At 39.6% G+C, this 26,898-nt stretch carries 20 protein-coding genes; 14 read left to right on the top strand and 6 right to left on the bottom strand.

Going from position 1 to position 26,898, the window contains the following annotated elements:
- The first annotated feature begins 394 nt into the window (after nucleotides 1–394).
- The 8 genes from lpdA to BCL90_RS05730 all read left to right on the top strand — a co-directional run bounded on the left by lpdA (nucleotide 395) and on the right by BCL90_RS05730 (nucleotide 10,307).
- The gene (lpdA, locus tag BCL90_RS05765; protein WP_121283048.1) at nucleotides 395–1,783 is read left to right on the top strand and encodes a dihydrolipoyl dehydrogenase; all 1,389 of its coding nucleotides are present in this window, start codon (nucleotides 395–397) and stop codon (nucleotides 1,781–1,783) included.
- Nucleotides 1,784–1,911: 128 nt separating this feature from the next.
- Complete coding sequence (locus BCL90_RS05760; RefSeq protein WP_121283047.1) at nucleotides 1,912–2,751, top strand: MBL fold metallo-hydrolase; 840 nt, start codon at nucleotides 1,912–1,914, stop codon at nucleotides 2,749–2,751.
- The gene (locus BCL90_RS05755) at nucleotides 2,751–3,314 is read left to right on the top strand and encodes a GNAT family N-acetyltransferase (RefSeq protein WP_121283046.1); all 564 of its coding nucleotides are present in this window, start codon (nucleotides 2,751–2,753) and stop codon (nucleotides 3,312–3,314) included. The genes BCL90_RS05760 and BCL90_RS05755 overlap by 1 nt, the downstream gene beginning before the upstream one ends.
- Before the next feature lie 388 nt (nucleotides 3,315–3,702).
- Nucleotides 3,703–4,062 carry a hypothetical protein gene (locus BCL90_RS05750; protein WP_121283045.1) on the top strand — a complete coding sequence of 120 codons (360 nt, stop codon included), beginning with the start codon at nucleotides 3,703–3,705 and terminating at the stop codon, nucleotides 4,060–4,062.
- Between the two features lie 572 nt (nucleotides 4,063–4,634).
- Nucleotides 4,635–5,162: a ferritin gene (locus BCL90_RS05745; protein WP_121283044.1), complete on the top strand. Its 528-nt coding sequence runs from the start codon at nucleotides 4,635–4,637 to the stop codon at nucleotides 5,160–5,162.
- Nucleotides 5,163–6,811: 1,649 nt separating this feature from the next.
- Nucleotides 6,812–8,260 carry a circularly permuted type 2 ATP-grasp protein gene (locus tag BCL90_RS05740; RefSeq protein ID WP_121283043.1) on the top strand — a complete coding sequence of 483 codons (1,449 nt, stop codon included), beginning with the start codon at nucleotides 6,812–6,814 and terminating at the stop codon, nucleotides 8,258–8,260.
- A 10-nt stretch (nucleotides 8,261–8,270) separates the two neighbouring features.
- Nucleotides 8,271–9,206, top strand: coding sequence for an alpha-E domain-containing protein (locus BCL90_RS05735; RefSeq protein ID WP_121283042.1), 936 nt, complete (start codon nucleotides 8,271–8,273; stop codon nucleotides 9,204–9,206).
- A gap of 111 nt (nucleotides 9,207–9,317) precedes the next feature.
- Nucleotides 9,318–10,307 (top strand): transglutaminase family protein, encoded by a 990-nt coding sequence (locus BCL90_RS05730; protein ID WP_121283041.1) that lies wholly within the window; start codon nucleotides 9,318–9,320, stop codon nucleotides 10,305–10,307.
- Nucleotides 10,308–10,364: 57 nt separating this feature from the next.
- On the opposite strand, the gene BCL90_RS05725 is transcribed toward BCL90_RS05730, so the two are convergent.
- Complete coding sequence (locus tag BCL90_RS05725; RefSeq protein WP_121283040.1) at nucleotides 10,365–11,696, bottom strand: MutS-related protein; 1,332 nt, start codon at nucleotides 11,694–11,696, stop codon at nucleotides 10,365–10,367.
- A gap of 214 nt (nucleotides 11,697–11,910) precedes the next feature.
- Between BCL90_RS05725 and asnS the strand changes: the two genes are divergently transcribed.
- Entirely contained in the window at nucleotides 11,911–13,359 is a 1,449-nt protein-coding gene (gene asnS / locus BCL90_RS05720; RefSeq protein WP_121283039.1) for an asparagine--tRNA ligase, read from the top strand.
- A 347-nt stretch (nucleotides 13,360–13,706) separates the two neighbouring features.
- A complete protein-coding gene (locus BCL90_RS05715; RefSeq protein ID WP_121283038.1) occupies nucleotides 13,707–14,348 on the top strand; it encodes a DUF6266 family protein in 642 nt (213 codons plus the stop codon).
- A gap of 78 nt (nucleotides 14,349–14,426) precedes the next feature.
- Here the strand turns inward: BCL90_RS05715 and BCL90_RS05710 are convergent, their stop codons facing one another.
- Genes BCL90_RS05710 through BCL90_RS05700 form a run of 3 tightly spaced genes read right to left on the bottom strand, consistent with a single transcriptional unit; the run spans nucleotide 14,427 to nucleotide 16,606 of the window.
- Complete coding sequence (locus tag BCL90_RS05710) at nucleotides 14,427–16,088, bottom strand: FMN-binding glutamate synthase family protein (protein WP_121283037.1); 1,662 nt, start codon at nucleotides 16,086–16,088, stop codon at nucleotides 14,427–14,429.
- 13 nt (nucleotides 16,089–16,101) lie between these two features.
- Entirely contained in the window at nucleotides 16,102–16,356 is a 255-nt protein-coding gene (locus BCL90_RS05705; RefSeq protein ID WP_121283036.1) for a Txe/YoeB family addiction module toxin, read from the bottom strand.
- Nucleotides 16,349–16,606 carry a type II toxin-antitoxin system Phd/YefM family antitoxin gene (locus BCL90_RS05700; RefSeq protein ID WP_121283035.1) on the bottom strand — a complete coding sequence of 86 codons (258 nt, stop codon included), beginning with the start codon at nucleotides 16,604–16,606 and terminating at the stop codon, nucleotides 16,349–16,351. Before BCL90_RS05700 ends, BCL90_RS05705 begins: the two co-directional genes overlap by 8 nt.
- A 128-nt stretch (nucleotides 16,607–16,734) precedes the next feature.
- Here BCL90_RS05700 and BCL90_RS05695 point away from each other — a divergent pair, with 128 nt between their 5' ends.
- The 3 genes from BCL90_RS05695 to BCL90_RS05685 all read left to right on the top strand — a co-directional run bounded on the left by BCL90_RS05695 (nucleotide 16,735) and on the right by BCL90_RS05685 (nucleotide 24,668).
- Complete coding sequence (locus BCL90_RS05695; RefSeq protein ID WP_121283034.1) at nucleotides 16,735–17,355, top strand: L-threonylcarbamoyladenylate synthase; 621 nt, start codon at nucleotides 16,735–16,737, stop codon at nucleotides 17,353–17,355.
- Nucleotides 17,356–17,967: 612 nt separating this feature from the next.
- Nucleotides 17,968–23,739: a lamin tail domain-containing protein gene (locus BCL90_RS05690; RefSeq protein WP_121283033.1), complete on the top strand. Its 5,772-nt coding sequence runs from the start codon at nucleotides 17,968–17,970 to the stop codon at nucleotides 23,737–23,739.
- Nucleotides 23,740–23,747: 8 nt separating this feature from the next.
- Nucleotides 23,748–24,668, top strand: a complete 921-nt coding sequence (locus BCL90_RS05685) for a PorP/SprF family type IX secretion system membrane protein (RefSeq protein ID WP_121283032.1) — start codon at nucleotides 23,748–23,750, stop codon at nucleotides 24,666–24,668.
- 259 nt (nucleotides 24,669–24,927) lie between these two features.
- Here the strand turns inward: BCL90_RS05685 and BCL90_RS05680 are convergent, their stop codons facing one another.
- Complete coding sequence (locus BCL90_RS05680) at nucleotides 24,928–25,329, bottom strand: transposase (RefSeq protein WP_166792177.1); 402 nt, start codon at nucleotides 25,327–25,329, stop codon at nucleotides 24,928–24,930.
- Nucleotides 25,330–25,527: 198 nt separating this feature from the next.
- Nucleotides 25,528–25,953 (bottom strand): hypothetical protein, encoded by a 426-nt coding sequence (locus BCL90_RS05675; RefSeq protein WP_244095056.1) that lies wholly within the window; start codon nucleotides 25,951–25,953, stop codon nucleotides 25,528–25,530.
- 356 nt (nucleotides 25,954–26,309) lie between these two features.
- Between BCL90_RS05675 and BCL90_RS05670 the strand changes: the two genes are divergently transcribed.
- On the top strand, nucleotides 26,310–26,891 hold the full coding sequence (locus BCL90_RS05670) for a hypothetical protein (protein WP_121283029.1): 582 nt from the start codon (nucleotides 26,310–26,312) through the stop codon (nucleotides 26,889–26,891).
- Nucleotides 26,892–26,898 lie beyond the last annotated feature (7 nt).

Below are 26,898 nucleotides of genomic sequence, written 5' to 3'. Positions count from 1 at the left end.
ACAATCAGTTGATTATAATTTAAGCATAAAACTTATGTTAATATTGGTATTATTCGAATAATATATATTAACGCCTTTTTTTAACCATAACATCCCGGTTATTTAACTTTTTGTTACCTAACCAATATATTATTCTGTAAATCAACTTAATTATAGCTACTGTTTTAGCATAAAATATTCAAAGCAATATTCATCCATTGTAATTTTTAAAAGCTATCTCAACATTGCCCTATTCAATTGACATTTTTTTTTTAGTTTTGAGCGATTGTTGCGGGATGAAAATCTTTTAACTTTTGTAATCAGGTTGTAGGCAACCCATAGTAAGGGATAATGAAGCAGATTACAGGTATAAAACAATTAAAAACAAATCTCTTTAAAATAGATTAAAAAACAGATGAATTACGACGTTATTGTTTTAGGCAGCGGCCCAGGTGGTTACGTAGCTGCAATCAGAGCTTCTCAGTTGGGACTAAAAGTTGCAATTGTTGAGCGTGAATCATTAGGTGGTATTTGTTTAAACTGGGGCTGTATCCCTACTAAAGCGCTTTTAAAAAGCGCTCAGGTTTTCGAATATATTAATCATGCTGCTGATTACGGAATTACTACTTCAGGTGCAACAGCAGATTTTGCTGCGGTGGTAAAACGCAGCCGTGGTGTTGCCGATGGCATGAGCAAAGGCGTTCAATTTTTAATGAAGAAAAATAAAATTGACGTTATTATGGGTACTGGTAAAGTAAAACCAGGAAACAAATTAGAAGTTAAAGGTGCAGATGGTTCTCAACAGGAACTAAGCGCTAAAAATATCATCATTGCTACAGGTGCCCGTTCAAGAGAATTGCCTAACCTGAAACAGGATGGCAAAAAAATTATCGGCTACCGCCAGGCAATGGTACTTCCTGAATTACCAAAAAGCATGGTAGTGGTAGGTTCTGGTGCAATTGGTGTAGAGTTTGCTTATTTCTACGCGACTATGGGTACCAAAGTAACCATCGTAGAATTTATGGATAACGTTGTTCCGGTGGAAGATGAAGACGTTTCTAAACAATTATTGCGCAGCCTTAAAAAAGTAGGTATCGACGTAATGACTTCTGCAAGTGTTGAATCGGTTGATACCAGCGGTGCAGGTTGTAAAGTTTCTGTTAAAACAGCTTCTGGCATGCAGACTATCGAGGCCGACATCGTGCTTTCAGCAGCAGGTATTGTAGCCAACATCGAAAACATTGGTTTAGAAGAAACGGGTATCAAAACGGAAAAAGGCAAAATTGTTACCGACGAATTTTACAATACTTCAGTTAAAGGCTATTATGCCATTGGCGATGTAGTAGGCGGACAGGCATTGGCGCACGTTGCTTCTGCTGAAGGCATTATCTGCGTAGAAAAAATCGCTGGTCAGCATGTTGAAGCATTAGATTATAACAACATTCCGGGATGTACTTACTGTACTCCGGAAATCGCTTCAGTAGGTTATACTGAAAAAGCAGCTAAAGCAGCAGGTTACGAATTAAAAATTGGTAAGTTCCCATTCTCAGCTTCTGGTAAAGCAAGTGCTGCCGGTGCTAAAGATGGTTTCGTAAAATTAATTTTCGATGCGAAATACGGAGAATTATTAGGCGCGCACATGATCGGTGCCAATGTTACTGAAATGATTGCCGAAATAGTAGTTGCCCGTAAACTGGAAACTACTGGTCACGAAATGATTAAATCTGTTCACCCTCACCCTACCATGAGCGAAGCCATTATGGAAGCTGCCGCTGATGCCTACGGCGAAGTGATACACTTATAGTCCAGAGTCTACAGTCGAAATATATAGAAACCCTTTAGCTAATCCTAAAGGGTTTTCTTATTTTTAGCCAATTCCAATCTTGATACTTAATACTAGCTTCTTGATACTCAATACTTGATCCTACAAAAATGAAACTCCACACCATAAACACAGGCTTATTTAAATTAGACGGCGGCGCAATGTTTGGCGTTGTACCCAAGGCCATCTGGCAAAAAACCAACCCTGCCGATGCGAACAATCTTTGTACCTGGGCCATGCGTTGTCTGTTAATAGAAGAAGGCGAGCAATTGATTTTAGTGGATACCGGAATTGGAAACAAACAGGACGAAAAGTTTTTCAGTCATTATTATCTGCATGGGAATGATTCGATGGAAAAATCATTGGCGCGTTTAGGCTTTAATACAGCCGATATTACTGATGTTTTTCTTACACACCTGCACTTCGACCATGTAGGCGGGGCAATAGTGAGAGAAAATGACAAACTGGTGCCTGCGTTTAAAAATGCGCATTATTGGAGCAATGAAAAGCATTGGCAATGGGCGGTAGAACCAAATGCGAGGGAAAAAGCTTCATTTTTAAAAGAAAACATTTTACCGATCCAGGAAAGCGGACAACTTAAATTTGTGGCCGAAAAAGAAAATATCGAATGGCAAAAGGATATCAATATCAGCTTTGCTTACGGCCATACTGATGCCATGATGTTACCTAAAATCAATTACAAAGGCAGAACCATTGTGTACATGGCTGATCTTTTACCTTCAGTAGGTCACTTGCCCCTGCCCTACGTTATGGCTTATGACATGTTCCCCTTAAAAACATTGACAGAAAAACAAGCCTTTTTAGAAGAAGCGGTTAACAACAACTATATATTATACTTAGAGCACGATCCCATTAACGAGTGTTGTACCCTGCAACGCATCGAAAAGGGAATCCGCGTGGCAGAAATCTTTAAGTTAAGTGAAATATAATGATCAGACCAGCAAGCCCTTCAGATGCTACAGCAGTAGTGCCATTGATTATCCAGGCGATGGGCAAACTGGCACAGAAACTAACCAATGTTGAAGATGAAAATGTGATCAATCAAATTTTAAAACACTTCTTTATGCAGCGGGGCAATCAATACAGTTATGAAAATACGCTGGTTTTTGAAGAAGAAGGGAAAGTTCTGGGATCACTGAACGCTTATGATGGAGGAAAACTGCACGAACTCCGCAAACCATTTCTTCATTATGTAGCCGAACACCACCATGCAAGCGGCCTTAATCAAGACACTGAAACCGAAAACGGAGAGTTTTATCTCGACAGTATCAGCGTTGCTCCTTCTGCCCAGGGAAAAGGAATTGGAAAACAGCTGATTAAAGCGGGTATAGACTGGGCTAAACAACTTGGCCACCATACCGTTGGCTTATTGGTGGAACAAAATAACCCAAATGCATTAAGGCTTTACGAAAAAATGAATTTCGTTATCCAGAACGAAAAACAATTTATGGGAGGATTATACCATCAGATGGTTTTTAAGATCAATTGTTAGCGAATAATCACCACAGTTATTGACCAATTTAAGTAACTAAAATTACTTTAGGGATAGGCATAACGCTGCTTATATTTCCTTACATAACTTATATGGTTTAAATATGCGATATACTTTCTGACATTTTACTTTATGTACCAGCTTCAGATATTTACCATTTAAGGAATATAAGGGCATTATAGCTCATTTCTTTTAACCGGAAATTGTTATAAGCTACTACATTCTAACAAGTAAACCACTTTTGGCCTTCTACCAATAGTAAAATAAAACGTACAATATTTTATGGCGCCGGTTTGGCAACGCGAAAAACATTCCGCACTCAGCACCTTCAAAATTTATTTTCTCTTTTATTTGTATTTAATCTAAATAATGCCAATTTTTGTAACCGATGGAAAAAGCATGTATCGATATTAACGAACTGGTTAACGTATTCTCAAATACCCAGGGTTCTGTTTATCAATCAGATAAATTAAACTGCTTTTATGTAGATTTTGGAGGTAAGTTTGCACGTTACAACTGTCTGTCTCTTCAAAAATTAAAAGCTGTTGTAGAACAGATTGATATTGAAGCGCTCCTTTTAAATACCCGGAAAGCTGATTTCGAACTGGTAACCTTTAATGGTTGCGAACACATCTATTTGTTAAGTGCTTTAGAAATTATCGCTTTAAAAGATCTGTTGCATGGTACTTTCACCATGTTCAAACTCAACCACATCATCAGCGACTGCCTGTACAGGTTGGTTTATTAGTCGTTAGTTTATTGGTAAGTTCAAATTGGTTAATCGGTTAATTGTTCAAATCGCCTAAAGGACAGTAATTTGATAATACATGGTTTATGGCCACAATTGCACACTAACATCGCTTAAACCTTAATTCCCTTAACTTCTTAATGGTCAGAATAATTGATTAACCGTAGAAATTGGTAGGTCATTCCATTCGGCGCGTCATACTGAACTTGTTTCAGTATCTGTTACCAGAAAGATCCTGAGACCAACTCAAGATGACGATCGCGAGTTGGATTCAATATCCTACGCCATTCTTTAATCCTCAGTTATTCACATGGACTTAATCAATTGAAAACTGAAAATTGCCAATTGAAAACTGTCAACCAAAAACCTCCCTTTATCCTTCTGATCCTCAACAACTATCCGTCTCGCGTTATTCCATTTTCCCTCTTACATTTCACATCCCTTTCGCCTTATTTAAACTAATTATAAATAACTAATTATCAGCAATTTAGACTAATTTCATATAGCAAATAAATCACACAATCTGGTTAATTTGCTGTTATCTTTGTATCATTAGTTAAGCAAAGAAAATTATGAAAGACTTAATGCGCATTAAATGTTTAATATCACAGGATATTGAAACATTATTAAATCAGCAGATCAAAAAAGAAGCTCACTCTTCATCACTATATTTATCAATGTCATCTTGGTGCGACCAAAATGGATTCGATTTTTCAGCAGATTATTTTTTAAAACAATCTGAAGAAGAAAGAGTACACCAATTGAAATTGTTCAAATATGTATTGGATATGGGCGGAAATGCAATATCTCCGGAAGTTTCAGGCATCAAAACCGATTTTGCCGGATTTAGAGAAGTTTTCGAAGATGCTTTGGAAGCAGAAATTTCGATTACCCAAAGTTTTAAAAACCTGGCGGCAAAATGCCATAAAGAACAGGATTTTGTAACTATGGAATTCTTGAACTGGTTCCTGAAAGAGCAACGCGAAGAAGAGTATAAAGCACGCAGGGCATTAGAATTATTCGAAGTAATTGGCGAAGAAGGCACAGGAAGATGGGAAATTGATAAACATGTGAATAAAATCACTTATTCAGAAGCATAACAACAACAAAACATATATTGAAAAGCTATCCAAATCGGGTAGCTTTTTTTTTAATAAAAAATTTGTTGAAGTAGCAACACTAGAGCATTAAGATCCCCGCATGCGCGAGGATGACGCCATTTCTTAATCCTTAGCTCAATATCTGTTAATCTGCGTTTCTTATCCCTTTAAATCTGCGGGAAACTTATACAGCAAGTTCATTTGTTTCCCGCTAATCGCGCAGAAAAGCACCGCTGATCTAAAAGGATTTTATTAAGTCATAAAAGAAAAGCATATCGCATTAAGATACCCGCATGAACCAGGATGACGACATTATCCTTAACTCAATACCTGTTTAATCTGCGTTTCTTATCCCTTTGAATCTGCGGGAAAACCTTAAACGGCTAATTCATCCTTTTCCAGCTGATAACACAGAAAAGGACCGCAGATCTAAAAGGATTTTATTAAGTCATAAAAGAAAAGCATATCGCATTAAGATCCCCGCATGCATGAAGATGACGACATTTCTTAATCCTCAACTCAATACTTGCTTAATCTGCGTCTCTTATCTTTTTAAATCTGCGGAAAAACTTTAAACCACAAATTCATTTGTTTCCCGCCGATGACGCAGAAAAGGACCGCAGATCTAAAAGGATTTTATTAAGTCATAGCATTAAGATCCACGCATGCGCGAGGATGACGACATCTCTTAATCCGTAACTCAATATCTGTTGATATCTGCATTTCTTATTCCTTTAAATCTGAGGGAAAAACCTTACACAGCTAATTCATTTGTTTCCCGCTAATCGCGCAGAAATGGACCGCTGATCTAAAAGGATTTTATTAAGTCATAGCATTAAGATCCACGCATGCGCGAGGATGACGACATCTCTTAATCCGTAACTCAATATCTGTTGATATCTGCATTTCTTATTCCTTTAAATCTGAGGGAAAAACCTTACACAGCTAATTCATTTGTTTCCCGCTAATCGCGCAGAAAAGGGCCGCAAATCTAGAGAGATTTTACAAGTCATAAAAGGAAAAGCATATCGCATTAAGATCCCCGCATGCGCGAGGATGACGACATTTCTTAATCCTTAACTCAATATCTGTTAAATCTGCGTTTCTTATCCCTTTAAATCTGCGGGAAAACCTTACACGGCAAATTCACTTGTTTCCCGCTAATCGCGCAGAAATGGACCGCTGATCTAAAAAGATTTTACTAAGTATAAAGCATTAAGCAAGATCCCCGCATGCGCAAGGATGACGAAACTACTACCCTTTCCGCCACGCTTTATCCGATAGTTATTGACATGATATAAAAAAGAAAAGCCCCAGTTTTGCTGGAGCTTCTTGGTTTAGGTTGTTTGGTTTATGTTGATTATGAATAAGTCTTGAAAGTTTTATAAAAAAAGCGCCGTTACCAGCGCTTTTTTTAAACCAAATATATAATAATAATTAACGAGCATCACAAAAGTACAAATTTTATTCAAATCAGCAAATAATTTTATTAAAAAAATTAAAATTTTTAATAAAAAAAACTAAAACACACACATTAAGACACAAATAAATTAAATAAACACACATAATTAATAACAAAAACAAATATTACTACATAAAAGTTAGTTTTTAACTCAAAAAATTATAATTTAAGGAAATATTATAGAAAAATGATAGAAGATTTTATAAAAAATTACTTAAATCATCCCAAAACTTATGATGAGATGTTTCTAAATGGTGATAATTACAGAAATCACTATGCAAACTTCATCAGCAATTTCTCTAAAGAGTCGCTCGAAAACCTAAACAAAAAGGAAGAACTCGCTAAAAAGTTATTTATGAGTCAGGGAATAACCTTTACCGTATATGATAGCGGCGAAGGCATCGAAAAAATCTTTCCCTTTGATATCATCCCCAGAATTATCACCTCAACAGAGTGGTCTTTTATAGAAAAAGGAATAAAACAAAGACTAAAAGCATTAAATCTTTTCTTAAAAGACATTTATAGCAATCAATTTATTTTAAAAGACCAAATTGTACCCATAAATGTAATTTACTCTTGTCCGCATTTTTTAAGAGAGATGCACAATGTAAATGTATTACACGATATTTATATCCATATTGCCGGAATAGACCTGATCAGGGATCACGACGGTACTTTTTATGTGCTCGAAGATAATCTTCGTACACCTTCAGGCGTAAGTTATATGCTCGAGAACAGGGAAATCACCAAAAGACTCTTTCCTGATCTTATTCCGCAATGCGGCGTAAGGAGCGTAACCGAATACCCTGCCATATTGTATAAAAATTTAATGGCCCTCTCCCCCAGGGCGATTTCGAATCCTACAATTGTTCTTTTAAGTCCGGGCATGTACAATTCTGCTTATTACGAACACACTACATTGGCGCGCTTGATGGGGGTAGAACTGGTAGAAGGGCGTGATCTGGTGGTTAAAAACCAAAAGGTATTTATGAAAACCACTACAGGCCTGCAGCAGGTTGATGTAATTTATCGCCGCGTAGATGATGATTATCTTGATCCACTGGTATTTAACCCTAATAGTGTTTTAGGTGTTGCCGGCTTAATGGGCGCTTACCGTAAGGGTAATGTAGCCATAGTAAATGCGGTGGGCAATGGTGTAGCCGACGATAAAGCGGTATATACCTACGTTCCGGATATGATTAAATATTACCTGAACGAAGAGCCCATTTTAAAAAATGTACCCACCTATCAGTTGAGCAATCAGGATGAGCTTGATTATGTTTTTGCCAACATCAATACCATGGTGATCAAAAAAACCAACGGAAGTGGTGGTTACGGCATGTTAATGGGACATGCGGCAACTGAACAGGAAACAGAGGAATACAAAATTGAGGTATTAAAAGATCCCCGCAACTTTATTGCCCAACCTACCATCAGCCTGTCTTCTGCTCCGTGTTTTATTAATGGGAAACTGGCTCCGCGCAGAATCGATCTTCGTCCATTCGCCTTAAATGGGCCAGATGGTATTTCGATTGTTCCGGGTGGATTAACCCGGGTAGCCTTAAAAGAAGGTTCACTTGTGGTAAACAGTTCGCAGGGCGGTGGCAGTAAAGATACATGGGTTTTAACTTCTTAGAATACAGCATATGTTAAGTAGAGTGGCATCAAGCCTATATTGGCTAAGCAGGTACGTTGAGCGCAGCGACGGTATGCTGCGCATGTTAAAAATAAATTACGCTTCCTCTCAGGATACCATACAGGAATTCACCTGGAAACCTGTAATCAGGATTTTTTCCTCAGATGACGAAAATGAACTATTGAATATCCAGCACGATAGCCGTGCGGTGATCGAATACCTCTTGTTAAACCGCGATAACCCGAATTCGATCTTAAACGTCGTTACCCTTGCCCGTGAGAATGCAAGAAGTGTGCAGGAACACATCCCAAAAGACTTATGGCAATGTTTAAATGAATATTACCATGCGGTAAAAGACGAAAAATTATTGTGGTACGTCCAAAAAGATGATCCTGTAACAGCCCTGGATGTTTTGATTAAACAGGTAATGTTATATCATGGCACAGCCGACAGCGTAATGGAACGCGGGGAAAGCAGAAGTTTCATGAAAATCGGTAAACATTTAGAAAGAAGTATTCAATCTATCGATATCCTCGACATTAAATTCAGTTCGATCAGCAGCAATCCTGATCTGTTGACCGATATCGCCTACTGGAAACACTTGTTATTATCATTAGGCGGCTATGAATTATACCTGAAAACCTATCGGCAAGGGTTTGATGCGAAAAACATTATCGAACTGGTGATGCTCAACAACGATTTTCCACGTTCAGCATTATATGCCATGAACAATATTGAACGGTATTTTAACCGGCTAAAGAGCGAAAGCAATATCGAACACTATAATAACCTGTCTTTTAAAATAGGACGTTTAAAAAGTATGATTACCTATAGCTCGGTTAATACCATGAACGAAGAGCAATTACACCATTACCTTACAGAAATCAGGGCAGAACTTTTCGGCATCGGAAACCTGTTAAATGAATATTATTTCGCGAATTCATAAGTTTTTTTTAACCACAGATGGACATGATTAACACAGATATTATTCTTTTATTGATTTCCCATCTGTGTTTATCCTTTTTATCTGTGGTAACCTATAATAATAAAAACCAATATGCCAATTTTCAAAATCAAACATATCACCAATTATAAATACGAATTACCTGTTCGGGATAGTGCGAATCAGATTATTCTATTTCCAATTAAAGATGATTTTCAGAAAGTAGTTAAACACGACCTGAATATCTCCGGAAGCCCGGAAATTGAAATTTTTATCGATTACTACGGAAACGAGGTGGGCACTTTTACCCAAAACGAACCGCACACCCAACTTAAAATCTTTTCGAAGGTATGTGTAGAAACCTTCCCGAAGCCATTGCCGCAAGACGATATGTTTAGCAGCGAGCAGTGGAACAGTTTAAGTGCCCTAAAATTCGAAGTGCCCTATATCGATTATGTAAGACAGGAAAGTTTTGAGGGTATCGCTCAATTAAAAGAGACAGCTTTAAACATTAAGCACACTGAAGATACGCCTTACCAAACCGCTATAAAATATTGTGCTCATGTGTTCAACAATTTCGACTACATTAAAGGGGTAACAGCAGTTGACACCACTATTGATGAAATTTTAAAACTAAAAGCCGGGGTTTGCCAGGATTTTGCCCATGTATTAACAGCCATGTTGCGTTTAACAGGCATCCCTGCACGGTACGTAAGCGGCTATATCTGCCCGAACAGAGACGGCATGCGGGGCGAAGGTGCAACCCATGCCTGGGCAGAGGCTTTCCTGCCCGAATATGGCTGGCTGGGCTTAGACCCGACCAATAATTGCATTGTAAACGAAAACCATGTGCGTTTGGCCGTTGGCCGGAATTTTACCGATTGCTCACCTGTAAAAGGGGTTTACAAAGGTGGTTTCGAACACATTATGGAAGTAAATGTATCTGTAGGTTATAACGATGAAGATTTTAACGATCAGGAAACGTATTTCCAGCCTAAAGAAGTGAATTACAGCAAGCCCACAGGAACAATAACTACCGAGAGAACCAAAAACAGCTATCAGCAGTATATGGAAGCCATGCAGCAACAGCAGCAACAGCAGTAGGCAGTTTTCAGTTGGCGGTTAACAATTCAATCGACTAAAAAATAAAGCGGCAGGGCCTTACCTAATAGCTCTGCTGCTTAAAATTTCATCGATTTTCTCATTTTCAATAATCCACATACCTATCCGTTCATCGGTAATTCCATTCATAAGATTATAGGTAAATGTAGGTTTGTTGTGCTCCATTTTGGTAGATAGATATTTAAACATGATACTTTCATTCTCCTTTAATATTTCGGCAACCTCAATAATATGAGTTGAAATCATGAAATAACAGTCTTTTATTGCAGAAAATGATTTAATTACAGATAATGATCCATCAAATGCATCTTTAACATTAGTCCCTCTAAACAGCTCATCAAAAATTACAAAAATATTTTTAGAAACTTTAATCTTCTCTGCAACATGTTTTACCCTTAAAACTTCATTGTAAAAATGGCTAAACCCTTCGTTTAAATTATCAGGCAAGTTTATGGTCGACACCAATCCTTGCCAAATTCCTGTTTCCATATATGCTGCAGGAACCGGAAGACCTAAATGAGCCAAATAGACAGAAACCCCAACAGATTTTAAAAAAGTAGATTTCCCGGCCATATTACTTCCCGTTAGGAAACATACATTCTTACCAATTTCAAATTCAATATCATTAGCAACCGGATGATTTAAAAAAGGATGAAAGACACCATTAATACGCAGATGGCACTCTTTTGCATTTACATTTGGCAAGGTCAAATTGTATTTCCTGGATGCCTTAACAACAGCATAATAAGCATCAATCTGATAGACTAAATCTAAAAACCGTTTGATTGTCCTTAACTCAGTTCCCCTAAACATAAAATCAAGCGCTTCTAATTCGAATAAGTTAATCTTTTTCTCATCCCGATCAACAATAGCTTTAATTAGTTTCTGCTTAAATAAAACCCCAACAATCTCATTAAATTCTTTAACCAGCACAGGTTTAACCTCTTGATCTAATGCTGCAAAAACTTCTTTAAGCTTTTTAAGCAAAGAAATAATTTCTTTTATGCCTTTTTCTTTTACATAATATGCCTGATTTGGATAAAAGAAATAATTGATAGACTTAGTTAATGCGGAAATCTTTGAATAGAATTTGATTTTACCATTTTGCACCAGATAACTTTCAATAAAGTCTATGTTGGTATGGTCAAAGTTTAAATCGTCGCTATAATTGGATAGATATCTGATTAACCCTTGTCTTTCTGTAATGATCTGAATATCTGTGGAAGGCATTTTGAAAATTTCAGATAATTTATCATTGCCTTTAATGGTGAATGTAAAGTTGAACAGCGAAAAAATACTTTTATTTAAGCCATGAACCTCAAATATATTTAAATCAGTTAGGGTTTGTTTATCTATATCAAACTTATTCATGAGGCGCTGTAGATGGATATGTTAAAATTATTTTATCTATAAATCTTTTCAAGATAAGAATTTACGATAACAGTTGGCAGTTTTCAGTTCCCAATTAACAGTTCGCAATTTTCAGTTGGTAGCGGATTCATGCTAAAAAACAGAAAACTGTATACTGAAAACTGCTAACTGATACATTTTTTTTTCTAAATTTGCGCCTTTTACAAATAACAATATGATTAAGAGACAGCAAATTAAAGATTTATTAAAGTCGACAGCATTTGACACAGAAGTAACGGTTATGGGATGGGTTAGAACTTTCCGTAATAATCAGTTTATTGCATTAAATGATGGTTCTTGCATGAGCAATATCCAGGTTGTGATCGATTTTAATAATTTGCCTGATGAGCTGTTGAAAAGAATAACAACCGGCGCGGCCATTTCTGCAACCGGTAAATTGATTGAATCGCTTGGTAAAGGTCAATCTGTTGAAATTAAAGCAACAACGGTAGAAATTTTGGGTGATAGCGATCCTGAAAAGTTTCCATTACAACCAAAGAAACACAGTTTAGAGTTTTTACGCGAAATTGCTCACCTGCGTTTCCGTACCAATACTTTTAACGCCGTTTTTAAGGTGCGTCATGCCTTGGCTTTTGCCATTCACCAATTCTACAACGAACGTGGTTTTGTGTACATGCATACCCCTGTAATTACCGCAAGTGATGCGGAAGGTGCTGGCGAAATGTTTAAAGTAACCACTTTAGATTTCGACAATACACCACGCACGGAAGATGGTAAAGTAGATTTCTCGCAGGATTTCTTTGCCCGTGCAACCAACTTAACCGTATCCGGACAATTGGAAGGTGAATTGGCAGCAATGGCTTTCGGACAGATTTATACTTTCGGCCCTACTTTCAGGGCAGAAAACTCGAATACTACACGTCACTTAGCAGAGTTCTGGATGATTGAACCTGAAGTTGCTTTTGCAGATTTAGAAGACAACATGCAGCTTGCAGAAGACATGATGAAGTATGTTATTAAATATGCTTTAGACAACTGCAAAGATGAATTAGAATTCTTAAATACCCGTTTAGCGGAAGAGGATAAACAAAAACCACAGAACGAGCGTAGCGAATTTAGTTTGTTAGAGAAACTGGATTTCTGTTTAGCCAACGAATTTGAACGTTTAACTTATACAGAGGCAATTAAGATTTTAAAATCTTCTAAACCAAACCAGAAGAAACAATTTAAATACCTGATTGATGAATGGGGTGCTGATTTACAAAGTGAACACGAACGTTACCTGGTAGAAAAACACTTTAAAAAACCGGTAATCTTAACCGATTATCCAGCTGACATTAAATCATTTTACATGCGCCAGAATGAACCAGATGCTGAAGGCAGACAAACGGTTGCAGCCATGGATATCTTATTCCCCGGCATTGGTGAAATGATTGGCGGATCGCAACGTGAGGAACGTTTAGACCGCTTAACGAAACGCATGGAAGATTTAAACATTCCACAGGAAGAACTTTGGTGGTATTTAGATACCCGCCGTTTTGGATCAGCACCGCACTCGGGTTTTGGTTTAGGTTTTGAGCGACTGGTATTGTTCGTAACCGGAATGACCAACATCCGTGACGTAATCGCTTTCCCGAGATTCCCGAAAAATGCAGAGTTTTAGGAGGGTTTAGGGTTTAGGGTTTAGGGTTTAGGGTTTAGGGAAAAACAAATAGCCCATTATCAAAGAAGTCAAGTTTTAAAAACTTGACTTCTTTTTTTTGCATTATTAAAACCCTGAGATAAACTACCATTGACAGAATCTTACAAAACTTATTCCAGTATAGGACACTGTATAAGACAGATACAACAGCGTAACCGTTGCGACGGACTTTCGACGTACTTAAGCCGGACTTTCGTCGGACTTATGACAATTGTACCCGAATAAAACCCGACGTAAATCAGAAGCAAATACAACTTATTAGTTTATTAATCAGCAATTTACTATATTGTATAACATAAGTTAATGCAATGATGGGAAAAATAGAAAACGGAATTAACGGCGGCTTCACCGGGCCGGTGGGCGCCGTGACGGGTTATTACCTGAACGGAAAATGGGTCATCAGGAGCAAACGCAGAAAGTCCATAAAAAACAAAACCGGGAGTGCTGATCAAAAGGCCTGCAGATCCCGTTTTACAATGATGCAGACCTTTTTAAGCCCTATTGTTACTTTTATCAGGATTGGTTTTAATCTGGAGTCGAAAAAACGCATGATGACCGCCCATAATGTTGCCAAATCCTATAACATGCTGAATGCCCAAAATGCCGCCGGCGAAATCGACTATGCCGCTGTGCGTTTAAGCTTTGGAAACATCACCGGTGCGGAGGGGGTTAAGCTGGAACACGACGATGCGGGTGTACATTTCAGCTGGACGGATAATTCTAACGGCGATTACACCAGGAAACATGACCAGGTGATGTTAATGGTTTATGATGTGGACAACAAAACGGCTATCTATGAAACGGGTGGTGCCAGGCGGTCAAAAGAAAGGGAAAGCCTGGAAATTTCTTCCTTTTATAAAGGAAAGACATTTCACACCTGGATGGCTTTCATTGCAGACGACAGAATGGCGATATCTGCGAGTACGTATTGCGGCAGTTTCGTTTTTTGACTTCTTTTAGTGCCATGGAAAGACTTACGAAGTTCTGCCTACACTTAACCCTTTTAAACTTCGGAAGTCATCCACTATTTATCTGCCATCCTCATGCATGGTATCTCCATACGGATTGGCGTGCGAATAATCTACTGCCGAAACCTTATAATCTGTCGGAGCAAAACTGGCTGAAGTGCTCAGTGCCATTCCCAATTCATAACGGGTTGGATAAGGTGTTTGTAACAGACTACCTGCCGGGATATATGGAAAAGTCTCCAGATAACTCTGCATTACACTTGGGCTTACGCGCCTGTTGATATACGCCCTGCTTAACTGATGTGTTTCTCTTAAACCCGCAGCACCTAACAATTCTACCGCACTAGCTACGGTTAGGTTATGGAAGTTTTTAACGCGGACTGTTTTATCTTCTACCACAAGGCCTTTCATTAAACTCTGATCCTGGGTAGCTACTCCTGTTGGGCAGGTATTGCTGTTACACTCTAAAGCCTGAATACAGCCTAAAGCGAACATCATTCCGCGGGCAGCATTACACATATCAGCACCAAGGGCTATGTTTTTAACCAGATCGAAACCTGTTGCCACTTTACCCGAAGCAATAATTTTAATGTGTTTTTTCAGATCAAAACCATTTAAAACATCATATACAAAAGCCACACCTTCGCGCAAAGGCATACCTACCGAATTCGAAAACTCCTGTGGTGCCGCACCTGTACCACCCTCACCACCATCAACAGTAATAAAATCAGGATAGATTCCGGTTTCTACCATGGCTTTGCAAATGGCATAAAACTCGCTTTTACGACCAATACACAATTTAAATCCTACTGGTTTACCTCCTGATAAATCGCGAAGTTTTTTAACAAACTCCAGTAAACCGATAGGTGTATTAAAAGCCGAGTGCGCCGGCGGAGACAAGACATCTTTACCTTCGGGCACCAAACGAATCCTGGCGACTTCCGAAGTCACTTTTTTAGCTGGCAACATCCCACCATGCCCAGGTTTGGCACCTTGTGAAAGTTTAATTTCGATCATTTTTACCTGATCGGTTTGTGCCCGCTCAGCGTAAGCATCATAATTAAAGGTACCATCGGTATTACGGCAGCCAAAATACCCTGTACCAATCTGCCAGATTAAATCACCTCCTGGCTTACGGTGGTAATCGCTTATTCCACCTTCGCCAGTATTGTGTGCAAAGTTGCCCATTTTAGCACCACCGTTTAAAGCTAAAATGGCATTCTGACTTAATGAACCAAAACTCATGGCCGAAATATTATAAATACTGGCTGAATAAGGTTTTTTACAATCTGGTCCGCCAACGGTAACACGTGGATCTAAATTTAATTCATGGTGTGATATAGCCGCAATACTATGGCTCAACCACTCATAACCATTATCGTAAACATTTAACTGCGTTCCAAAAGGGATTGTATCGTTATCTTTTTTAGCGCGCTGGTAAATTAAAGAGCGGTTTAACCTGTTATAAGGCGTACCGTTGGTATCGCTTTCTACGAAATATTGATATACTTTCGGCCTCAACTCTTCCATAAAATACCTTAAACGGCCGAAAACAGGGTAATTTCTTACGATACTGTGTTTAGGCTGATATAAATCATAAACACCAAGCAGCACAAAAGGACCTGTAAAAATGAATGTCCACCATAAAAAGGGATGATATAAGCCCAGCATAATGGTTAGGGCAATTAAAAATGCGGCAATCGCGACGAAAGCTTTTCTCATGTTTTGTTATTTATTAGGTATGGTATCTGCACTGTAGAAAAATAATTTTGTTATCTTCTACTTTGTATACCAGTCTGTGTTCTAAATTAATCCTCCTCGACCACCATCCGGAATATTGGTGTTTTAATGGTTCAGGTTTGCCGGCACCTTCAAAAGGAGTGCGTTCGATTTCTTTTATCAGTGCATTTATTTTCTTCAGAATCGATTTATCAACCGATTGCCAATAGAGATAATCCTCCCATGATCCATCAAGAAATAATTTAATCATTATCAATCAGGTCCTGCTCCTTAGCTAAACCACTCTCATAATCTTTTAATCCTTGCTCTAGCCTAAGCGCATTTTTTGGACTTTTTAACAGATAAAAAGTTTCTTGCATACTATCATAGTCTGCCTTAGAAAGAACTACAACATCTTCCCCTTTCGCTCTGGTAACAAACAAGGGAGTATGGTTAGTAAAAACCTTATCTAAATAAGACTTTAAACTTTGCCTGAATGAGGTATAATTTGTGATCTCCATGGTAATGTATTATAATAATCAAAAGTAAAGATTATAAAATAACTGTACAACTATTTGTACATATTTAGAATCTGTATGATTAATATGTTCTCTAAACAACAAACGTTTAATTTTGTTATTTTTACGCTATGCTTATTAAGATTTATCCAGAAAACCCAAATGAAAGGGCCATTGAACAAGTTGTTGAAGTGCTGAAAAAAGGCGGTTTAATCATCTACCCTACCGATACCATTTATGGTTTGGGCTGCGATATTACCAATCCGAAAGCAATCGAAAAAATTTGCCGCATTAGGGGCATTAAACCAGAGAAAGCTAATTTCTCTTTTATCTGTCATGATTTAAAGCACATTTCTGATTATATCAAGCCGATTGACAACACTACATTCAGAGTGTTAAAAAAAGCTTTACCAGGACCGTTCACCTTTATTTTTAATGCCAATAACAATGTACCCAAGTTATTGAGTTCGAATAAAAAAACGGTCGGTATCCGCGTGCCCGATAACAATATTGCACGCTGCATTGTGAAAGAACTCGGCAATCCGATCCTCTCAACTTCCATAAAAGATGACGACGATGTTATTGAATACTCTACCGACCCGGAATTGATTCATGAAAAATACGAAGATTTGGTCGACCTGGTAATTGATGGTGGTTATGGAGATAACGAAGCCTCTACCGTAATTGATTGTACCACAGGAGACTTTGAAATCATCCGTGAGGGCAAAGGTAATATTGAAGAGTATTTGTAGATCTTCTGCATTGTAAAGCTAGACAACTTGTCTATCAGGCATATATTAGCGTTATTTTTTTTGGAAGTGTAGGTTCTGGTTCGCTGTGGCAGCCTCCTGCCCTGCTTTACTCTTCAAGTCCTCATCCGATAAAGGATCGGATTGAGGGCTTTCCGTTCCAATCAGGCTTAATAAACAATGCTTGTAACCACCGGGCGCAAACCTTTATATGATAAGATCTGCGTTTATCTCTTTAAATCAGTAGGAAACAGCAATATCATGATAACAACCAAAGTCGTGATGATGGTTTGTTTCATAAAACAGTAGATTTTAAAGCGATAAACGGTCTCGAAGTATCGTCATCTCGACCGTAGTGGAGAGATCTTTTAACATAGTCCAAAGATCTCTCCATTCCGTTGCACTCCAGTCGAGATGACGCCCCTTGTATTCTAATCTGTCAATGATGGTGCAGTTCGAATATTCAAACCAGAATATTCAAAAAAGCCCAATAACGTCTGCCGAATCAGAAAATTACTCCTTATTACATTTATTTTTCCACAATCATTCAAATTAACATTAAGTTAATCTGATTATAAGGCTTTTGCCTATACATTTGTTATAAACAAAACTTATATGAAAAGACCTTTACTTCTCATTTTACTTTTTCTGGTTTTCTCAAACTATTTATCTGCCCAGGTTTCATTAACGGCATTAAATACAGCAAAATCAGAAAATTTTGATGGCATAACCGCAACAGGAACTTCTATAGTTGCCGGATGGAGTGCCCTTAAAGCGAGCGGCACAAACAATGCAGCCATTGGCTCGGCTTTAGCATTAACAGTTTACACCGCTTCGTCAAATAGTGGCGCTGCCTATAACGCGGGAACAGCCGGAGCGGCCGACCGTTCATTAGGAAGTCTCGCCTCTGGCTCGTTAACGCCGAGGTTTGGCGCTGGTTTCCAAAACAACACGGGTGCAACCGTAACTTCAATTGATTTATCGGGCGTAATGGAGCAGTGGAGAACTGGTTCAAATGCTACTGTTAACGAAAAACTAAATTTCGAATACAGCTTTAATGCCGCAAGTATTGCCGATGCATCGGCCACCTGGCTCCCGCTTACCGGCATGAACCTTAACGAAAAGCTAATAACAACTACCACAGCAGCTGGCATTGATGGCAACTTACCTGCAAATCAAACGGCTATTTCGGGAAGCATCACCACAATTACCTGGGCAGATGGCGCTACGCTTTATATCCGCTGGACAGACACCGACGATTTAGGAAGCGATGGCATTTACACTATCGACGATTTTAGCATCACACCAAAAGGCAGTACTACAGCCACACCCGTTTTATCAGCCTCAAATACAACATTGCTTTTTGGCGATCAAAACATCAATTCAAATTCTACATCACAAAGTTATACATTAGGAGGAGCCAATTTAACGGCTGCTGTTTCAGTAAATTCAACAGCACCTTTCTTTGTTTCTAAAGACAATACTACTTTCAGCAATTCCATCAGTTATACTGCAGGCGAGGTTGCCGCATCTCCATTGGTTTATGTACGCTTCAGTCCAACCGCAGGCGGCAATGCCAGTAGCAATATTACCAATACAAGCACCGGTGCCAGCGCTGTTAATGTTGCGGTAAGCGGAAATGGACTATCAACCATTTTAACGGTAAACCAAACTGCTTTCGATTTTGGCTCCCAAAATACAGGTACCAATTCTACTGCGCAAAGCTTCAACCTCAGTGCAACGGGCTTAACCGATGTGGTGAATATTACCACAACAGCACCTTTTTATCTTTCAAAAGATAATGTTACCTACAGCACTTCTTTGGTTTATACCGCGGCAGAGCTTGCTACAGGCAAAACAGTTTCGGCACGTTTTAGTCCAACAACACCTACCGCAGTTTCGGGCAATATCAGTATTGCAAGCACCGGCGCAACCACGCAGAACATTACTACCACAGGCCTGGGTACAACGCCACCTGCTGCCCCAGCCCACGTGGTCATTTCTGAAATTTACGGTGGTGGTGGAAACAGCGGCGCAACCTTTAAAAATGACTTTATAGAATTATATAACCCGGGTAATACCGCAGTTGATTTAACAGGCTGGAGCGTACAATATTTAAATGCAGCCGGAACAGGAACTTGGGCCAAAACAGATTTAACAGGCAGTATACCTGCAAAAAGTTTCTATTTGGTTCAGGAAGCTGTTGGAGCAGGTGGAACCGTTAATTTACCTACACCAGATGCAACTGGGATTTTAACCCTTTCGGGCACCACCGGAAAAGTAATTTTAAGCAATTCAAATGTGCTTTTAACCGGTGCCAACCCATCAACCACTGCAGTAGTTGATAAAGTAGGCTTTGGCCCAACAGCCACCGGTTTCGAAACCGCACCTACCCCCGTAATCTCCAATACAACTTCAATTGAACGTAAAGCAAGTGCAACTTCAACAGCGGCTACTTTAGCCATTGGGGGTGCCGAAGAGTTTAGTGGAAACGGTTACGATACCGACAATAACAGTACCGATTTTGTAGTTACGGCTCCAAACCCACAAAACTCTACGATAAAAGAACCAACCGGTGCCAATCATCTGGTTATTTCTGAAGTTTATGGCGGTGGCGGTAACAGCGGCGCTACCTATAAAAACGACTTTATCGAATTATATAACCCAACACTTTCAGCTGTCGATTTAACAGGCTGGAGCGTGCAGTATGCAAGTGCTACAGGTACGGGTAACTGGGCAGCAAGCACCTTATCGGGTTCTATCGCCACAAAAGGTTTTTACCTGATCCAACTGGCAGCGGGTACAGGTGGTACATTAGATTTACCAACACCTGATAAGATTGGTACACTCACCTTATCGGGTACAACAGGAAAAGTATTGTTAAGCAATTCTGCTACCCCTCAAACAGGTGCCAATCCGGTTAGTGCAAATATTATTGATAAAGTTGGTTATGGAACAGCAAATGGTTTTGAAGGTACTGCCCCGGCACCGGCTACAACCAATACTTCATCAATAGAAAGAAAAGCAAGCGCAACATCAAACGCCACCACCATGGGCATTGGCGGTACAGAAGAATTTGTAGGTAATGGATACGATAGTGACGAAAATTCGTCAGATTTTGTAGTGAGGTCACCAAATCCACAAAATAGCTCGGTAACCGAGCCTGCTTCAACAACTGGCCCCTATTTAATTGTTACGCCAAAAACCCTGGCTTTCAGTAACCAGGCATTAAATACCACATCAGCTTCAAAAAGCTATGTACTCTCTGCCGGAAACTTAACCAATGCCACTACTTTAACAACAACAGCTCCTTATTCTATTTCTAAAGATAACGTTACTTTTTCGAGCACATTAAGTTATAGTGTAGCCGATTTAGCCACCAATCAAACGGTGTATGTAAAATTTAGCCCAACAGCTGTGGGTAATGCAAGTGGTGCCGTTTTACATGCCAGTGCTGGCGCAACTTCGGTTTCACTTTCATTAACCGGCGCGGCGGTTGACCCTAACCAAACAGCTTTCAGCTTTGAGAACTGCACCACCGTAGGTAGTGCAGCCTTATCTGATGGTTTTTATCAATATAGTGTAACCGGTGCACAAACCTGGGGCTGTACCACTACTTTCGGACATGATGCCAGCGACCCAAATGGTGCAGCAAGCACAGGAAATGCCCTCCAGATTAATGGTTATGCGGGTGGTAATGTTTTAAATGAGGATTGGTTGATTTCGCCGGCCTTAAATATCACTTCGTTTAACTACGCTATTTTATCTTTCTGGACGAGATCTGCTTTCGCGGGAGATAAATTACAACTCAAAATTTCTACAAACTATACCGGCTCGGGTAACCCTGCACTGGCCACATGGACCAGTTTAGATGGTAAATTCCCTGAAACGGGTAGCGATAAATGGACCAAATCTGACAATATAGACTTATCGGCATACAAGGGAAGTCCGGTTTATGTAGCCATTGTGTATAATTCTACTACTTCTTCGGCCAGCCGTTGGACGGTTGATGATTTTGCAGTAACCAATTCAAGCACGCCACCAGCGGTCGACATTACTACTTCGCCATCGAGCCTTAGTTTCGGTTTCCAGGCGGTTAATACCACTTCTGCTGCAAATAGCTTTGGTTTCTCTGCAGGCAACTTAACGGGCGATGTCACCTTAACCGCGCCGGCCAATTTTACGTTGTCAAAAACGAGTACCGGAACCTATAGCAATACCATCACTTATCCAAAAGCCGAGATCAACAATACTTCGCCAACAGTTTACGCTAAATTTTCACCAACTGTGGTGAATACCAGTTATACCGGCAATGTAAACATTGCTACTCCCGGTTCGGCAAACAAAACCGTTGCCTTTAGCGGAAATACCTTCGATATTGCCAACACTTTAGAAGTAGTGAACTGGAACATCGAATGGTTTGGTAGTCCGGCTCAGGATCCATCGAACGATGTATTACAGGCGGCTAATGTGAAAACCATAGTGAACAACCTCAATGCAGATATTTATGGTTTTGCAGAGGTAGTAGATACCACTTTGTTCAGAAACACCGTTTTACCCGCCGGATACAATGTTTTATTCAGCGAGTTCGGATCTTATGCCGATAATAAAGCAGATGCCGACTATCCATTGGCACAAAAACTGGCTTTTATGTACCGCACCGATCTCATTAAGCCTATTTCTACTTTAGGAATTTTAAGAGATACCTATAACCCTGCTGTACCCGCAACCAGTGTTGATGGTACCGCCTACAAAAACTGGTCGTCAGGCCGTTTCCCTTACATGATGCAGGCACAGGTGAAGATCAATAATAAATTGGATACGGTTTATTTTGTCGAAATTCATGCCAAAGCAAATACAGGACCAACAGCGGATCAGATTGATGCCTATAACCGTAGGAAAGGCGGAAATAAACAATTGAAAGATTGGCTGGATGCAAACCTGGCCGGTAAAAAAGTGATTATTCTTGGCGATTTTAACGATGTACTGGATGCTGATAAAACCATTGCCCCAATGCCTGCAGGTACCGGCACTTCCTATTCCGATTTCACCCAGGATGCAAGTAATTATTTCCCTGTAACCTTACCACTAAGTTTGGCAGGAAAACAATCTACCGCCGGATTTAATACCGTAATCGATAACGTCATCATCACGAAAAACTTAAACCTCAACTACATACCCGCCTCGGCCGAGGTTTTAGATGCCGTTAAAAATCTGGTGACCAATTACAGTTCTACCACAACAGATCACTATCCGATTAAAACGAGGTATTTATTCGGCAATGGTGCACCCACAATCGATGCAGTAGCCAACCAGGCGGTTTGTTATTCGCCAGAAAACCAAAGTATTGCCTCAACCGGAATTTCTGCTGGTGCTGAAACCACGCAAAACACTACACTTTCTGTTACTTCAGATAACGCTAACCTGTTCGATGTATTAACCGCAGCAGCGAACGGTACCGATAAAGGAACGATTACTTATCACTTAAAAAACAATGTAAGCGGTGTTGCCAATATTACCGTTACCGTAATGGATAATGGCGGAACAGATTTTGGTGGCATGGATAAAACCACTAAAACTTTCAAATTAACGGTTACTTCAACCGCTACAGCAAGTATTGCCGGTACATCAGCAGTCTGCTTAAACGGAGCCGCTCAAACCATCACCTTTACCGGGGCAAACGGAACTGCACCCTATACTTTTACCTATAACATTAATGGCGGAACTAGTAAAACGGTAACAACAACCGCAACAAGCACATCGGTAACGGTTTCGGCACCTACTAATGTAGCCGGTACCTTTGCCTATAATTTAGTAAATGTTAAAGATGCAAATTGCGGCCAGGCACAAACCGGAACCGCTACTGTAACCGTAAATGCCTTACCTGTAGTTTCCATCAGCAGCAATAAAGGTGTAACGATCTCTAAAGGCGATGCCCTGATTTTAACCGCTGCAGGCGGAGTACAATACAGCTGGACAGGTGCCGAAATCACCAACGGGCAAAATACGGCATCGGTAACCATCAGGCCAAAACAAAGCGGCACCTATAAAGTAACCGTTACCAATGCCAGTGGCTGTGTAAGTGACCAGAGCATTTCAATAACCGTAACCGAAGATTATAAGTTAGAAGCCAGTACAGTAATCACACCTAATGGTGATGGCTATAATGATAAATTTATCGTAAAAAACATCGATTATTATCCAAACAATACCTTAAGAATATTTGATAAGGCCGGGCGGGTTTTATATACCAGGCAAACTTATACCAATGATTGGGATGGAACCATAAACGGAAGCCCGCTAAACGAAGGCACCTATTACTACATCATCGATCTCGGTAAGGGCATCGGTACATTCAAAGGTTTTATCAACATCATCAGAGACTAATTACAGACATGAGAGCAATTACCAAAAACATAAAGCAAATGCGTCGCGTAACGTTTCTATTTGCAGCCAGTACATTATTTTTAGGGTCGGTAAAAGCACAGATCCTTCCGCTTAATGCACAATATTTCCAGAACCGTTACCTGGTTAATCCATCAATGGCGGGTATTACCGAAGGATTTAACATCAACGGAAGTTTCCGCAAGCAGTGGTCTAACATTCCCGGTGCACCCATTACACAGAGCGTTACTTTAGATCAGCAGGTAAACAAAGTGGGTTGGGGTATAAACATCTACAATGAGAAATCGGGCGGCATCCAGCGCACCAAAGCCGTTGGAACCTTTGCCTATCACCTTCCCTTAAATAGCGACGATCAGAAACTAAACTTTGGGATTTCATTCGGTGCAAGTCAGGATAAACTGGATTTAAGCAGTGTAAAAAACAGCGATATTAACGATCCGTCCATTGCCCGTTTTAACGATCGGGGTTATTACCTTGATGGCGATTTCGGGATCTCTTATACCTCGAAAGGATTAACCGTAGAGGGTGCCGTGCCTAACATGCGTTCCGTTTTCAGAAAAGACGATTTAAACTTTGCCAACAAACCTACATTTTATTCGGCGGTAAGTTATAAGTTCATGCTGGGATCGGGCATTAATGGCATCAGCCTGGAACCTAAAGGTGTTTACAGGGGCATTAAAAATTATGATAACCTATGGGATGCCGGTTTAAATGCCAATTTTGCCAACGATAAACTCTATGTAATGGCGATGTACCACAATACGCAAAATGCTACCGTTGGTTTTGGCATGAATTACAAATCAACCTTATATTTCATGGCTTATTACAATACCGCAACCTCAGCAATCAGTGGTTATACCGATGGCGATTTTGAAGTGAATATCAGGGTAAATATTGGCAAGAAGCCATAATAATCCTTGTCCGTTATGCTGATCGGATAGCTCCTAATGTCTGTTGTAATCTGAATATTACTACGTTCTAAAAATGAATATCACCTGATTTTATTCCGTGATAATTGTATTTTTAGCTGGAAGTTCATTTTTGATTGGCATTTCTGAACAGATTTGGGGTCGAAATTTTATTTTGGGCATAAAAATGAAATAGGGATCCCCTCCTGGCTATATTTCAGGTAACATATTAGCGCTATTATTTCTTTTAGTGGTCTTGGTGCTATGGGTAGCTACGGTCTATTGAATAAATTCTTAATTTCAGCTGTCTGCCCTGCCTAACCCATTTGGCCGGCCGGATGATGAACCTAAAAAGAAACTTTTTTAGTCTGAAACATGGCTTCAGCGTTTTTACCTTTTGTGAAAAATAATCAATGACCTTATTATATATGTTTCTGCAGATCGCTGTAAAATATAGGAAAACCAGGTTTTTGTTCAATGTAGAGAAAGGCATGCTATTCCATCCAAAATCATTTTTAAGGATATCAAATTGCCGCTCCATCCTCCCTCTCTGGTTATAAAAATGGACAAGGGCAACAACATCCGTTTCGAAATTGTTGGTTAGGATCCCCCTGTATTCATAGGCATCCTGGGTAATCAAATCTACCTGGCCATCTTTTTTCAATCTTCGTTTGGCAATCAGCCTATATGTCTGTGGCTGTTGGTTTTGTTACCTGGCCTGGTTCATAAAGGGAATGATGTCCGTGTATCCTACTTCCAGCAGGCCATTTTTGTCCTCCATCACTTTCCAGTTGCTAATTTGCGGAAAATATTTCTCGACATAGCTGTTTTTGCATCCTATGTAAAAGTGTTCTACCTTCTGTTACAGCAAAGTAACCACGTCATACTGGTAGGATGCTGCATCTGCCCGAAAGTTTTTAATCTTTTTTACTTTCTTTGTTTCAAGCAGGTTAAAAATTCTTTCGAGCGTATCCCTTTGGAATGACTTTGCATCAGAATTCCCATTTCTGTTTTCGATATAAAGTACAAATTGCTCATTGACGGTACAAACACCTGGCTGATAGCCATAATCTCTTTTGTAGGTCATTTTACTGTCCTGTTTTTCATTGAAAATGATCGTGTTATCATAATCAAGGGTAAGTTCCCGGGAATCAAGGATCCCTATCTTTTTGAGGACTTCCAGGTTAAAGTTCTCCAGGGTCCGGTTGGTACAATATTGATGTGTAACCACCCCTCGCTTGGTTACACAGGTTTTTGTTTCTTCAGTAAGCCCGGAGAGTCTTCTCAAAACAGTATCGGGGCTTGCCAGTCTAAGATAAGGATTGTCGACAAAATGACTTTTTAAGTGGGTATGGAGATCTTCGACACTATCGCCGCCACAGAGAAAAACAGATTTAAGGGAGTAGAAAACATCTTTCCATGAATACTTGCTTTGGGCAGCAACGCAGGGCAGGTGTGCATGGCAAAGCTTATCAATTTCTAATTTGTTTAAGTAGTCAAAAACAAAATTTATGCCTCCGAAAGAGGCTCGAAGGTACCAGGCGGTCGCGCAATGTCATTTAGTTAAGCGATATTGCTTTAAAAACCATCGAGTTAAAGAACTGATTTTTTCAGTTCTTTGTGTTCGACTAAAAACAATACTCAATGGTTAAAGCAAATATAAAGATTATCGAACAACTTAAATTGTTCCTGAACATGGTGGCAAGCAATTCTGAAATCAGATCCCTCTTTACAAAAAGTCCATCAGATTTTAGCCGTGAACGGAAATTGCCTCTGTCCAAGGTTGTAGGTATGTTGATCAATCTTCCTAAACGCAGTCTAAGTATCGAGTTGCAATCGTTTTTTGGAAGTATTGGCGAGGCTGACTTAATTTGTACCAAGGGTGCTTTCTGTTTGCAGCGAACTAAACTCAATCCTTTATTCTGCAAGGTTTGGAACGACTTGCTGATCGAATGTTTCTATGACCAATTTCGTAGCGATGTACAGCTTTGGGAAGGCTTCAGGTTGCTGGCAGTAGATGGCTCGAACTTTAGTGTACCAAACAGCCCTGAGGCATTAGCATATTTCGGTTCGGCTGACAATCAACATGGCGGGGTTCCGATGGCCAGGGTAATGCAGATATATGATGTTCTAAATGGATTAACGCTGTGGGGTGACATTTTTCCCAGGTCCTATAGTGAAAACGCGATCATTACAGATCACATCAACCTTCTTGCTGAGGAATAGTATCACA

It is taken from the genome of Pedobacter alluvionis (genome assembly GCF_003664035.1).
Lineage (GTDB): Bacteria > Bacteroidota > Bacteroidia > Sphingobacteriales > Sphingobacteriaceae > Pedobacter > Pedobacter alluvionis.
This window is presented reverse-complemented; position numbering and strand designations above follow the sequence as displayed.

What these genes read in the sequence shown, in the direction of transcription:
- BCL90_RS05700 (WP_121283035.1), bottom strand. Translation starts at nt 16,606, where the DNA reads ATGGAGATCACAAATTATACCTCATTCAGGCAAAGTTTAAAGTCTTAT.
- BCL90_RS05695 (WP_121283034.1), top strand. Translation starts at nt 16,735, where the DNA reads ATGCTTATTAAGATTTATCCAGAAAACCCAAATGAAAGGGCCATTGAA.
- BCL90_RS05690 (WP_121283033.1), top strand. Translation starts at nt 17,968, where the DNA reads ATGAAAAGACCTTTACTTCTCATTTTACTTTTTCTGGTTTTCTCAAAC.
- BCL90_RS05715 (WP_121283038.1), top strand. Translation starts at nt 13,707, where the DNA reads ATGATGGGAAAAATAGAAAACGGAATTAACGGCGGCTTCACCGGGCCG.
- BCL90_RS05725 (WP_121283040.1), bottom strand. Translation starts at nt 11,696, where the DNA reads ATGAATAAGTTTGATATAGATAAACAAACCCTAACTGATTTAAATATA.
- BCL90_RS05670 (WP_121283029.1), top strand. Translation starts at nt 26,310, where the DNA reads ATGGTTAAAGCAAATATAAAGATTATCGAACAACTTAAATTGTTCCTG.
- asnS (WP_121283039.1), top strand. Translation starts at nt 11,911, where the DNA reads ATGATTAAGAGACAGCAAATTAAAGATTTATTAAAGTCGACAGCATTT.
- BCL90_RS05760 (WP_121283047.1), top strand. Translation starts at nt 1,912, where the DNA reads ATGAAACTCCACACCATAAACACAGGCTTATTTAAATTAGACGGCGGC.
- BCL90_RS05735 (WP_121283042.1), top strand. Translation starts at nt 8,271, where the DNA reads ATGTTAAGTAGAGTGGCATCAAGCCTATATTGGCTAAGCAGGTACGTT.
- BCL90_RS05750 (WP_121283045.1), top strand. Translation starts at nt 3,703, where the DNA reads ATGGAAAAAGCATGTATCGATATTAACGAACTGGTTAACGTATTCTCA.
- BCL90_RS05705 (WP_121283036.1), bottom strand. Translation starts at nt 16,356, where the DNA reads ATGATTAAATTATTTCTTGATGGATCATGGGAGGATTATCTCTATTGG.
- BCL90_RS05745 (WP_121283044.1), top strand. Translation starts at nt 4,635, where the DNA reads ATGAAAGACTTAATGCGCATTAAATGTTTAATATCACAGGATATTGAA.
- BCL90_RS05755 (WP_121283046.1), top strand. Translation starts at nt 2,751, where the DNA reads ATGATCAGACCAGCAAGCCCTTCAGATGCTACAGCAGTAGTGCCATTG.
- lpdA (WP_121283048.1), top strand. Translation starts at nt 395, where the DNA reads ATGAATTACGACGTTATTGTTTTAGGCAGCGGCCCAGGTGGTTACGTA.
- BCL90_RS05730 (WP_121283041.1), top strand. Translation starts at nt 9,318, where the DNA reads ATGCCAATTTTCAAAATCAAACATATCACCAATTATAAATACGAATTA.
- BCL90_RS05685 (WP_121283032.1), top strand. Translation starts at nt 23,748, where the DNA reads ATGAGAGCAATTACCAAAAACATAAAGCAAATGCGTCGCGTAACGTTT.
- BCL90_RS05710 (WP_121283037.1), bottom strand. Translation starts at nt 16,088, where the DNA reads ATGAGAAAAGCTTTCGTCGCGATTGCCGCATTTTTAATTGCCCTAACC.
- BCL90_RS05740 (WP_121283043.1), top strand. Translation starts at nt 6,812, where the DNA reads ATGATAGAAGATTTTATAAAAAATTACTTAAATCATCCCAAAACTTAT.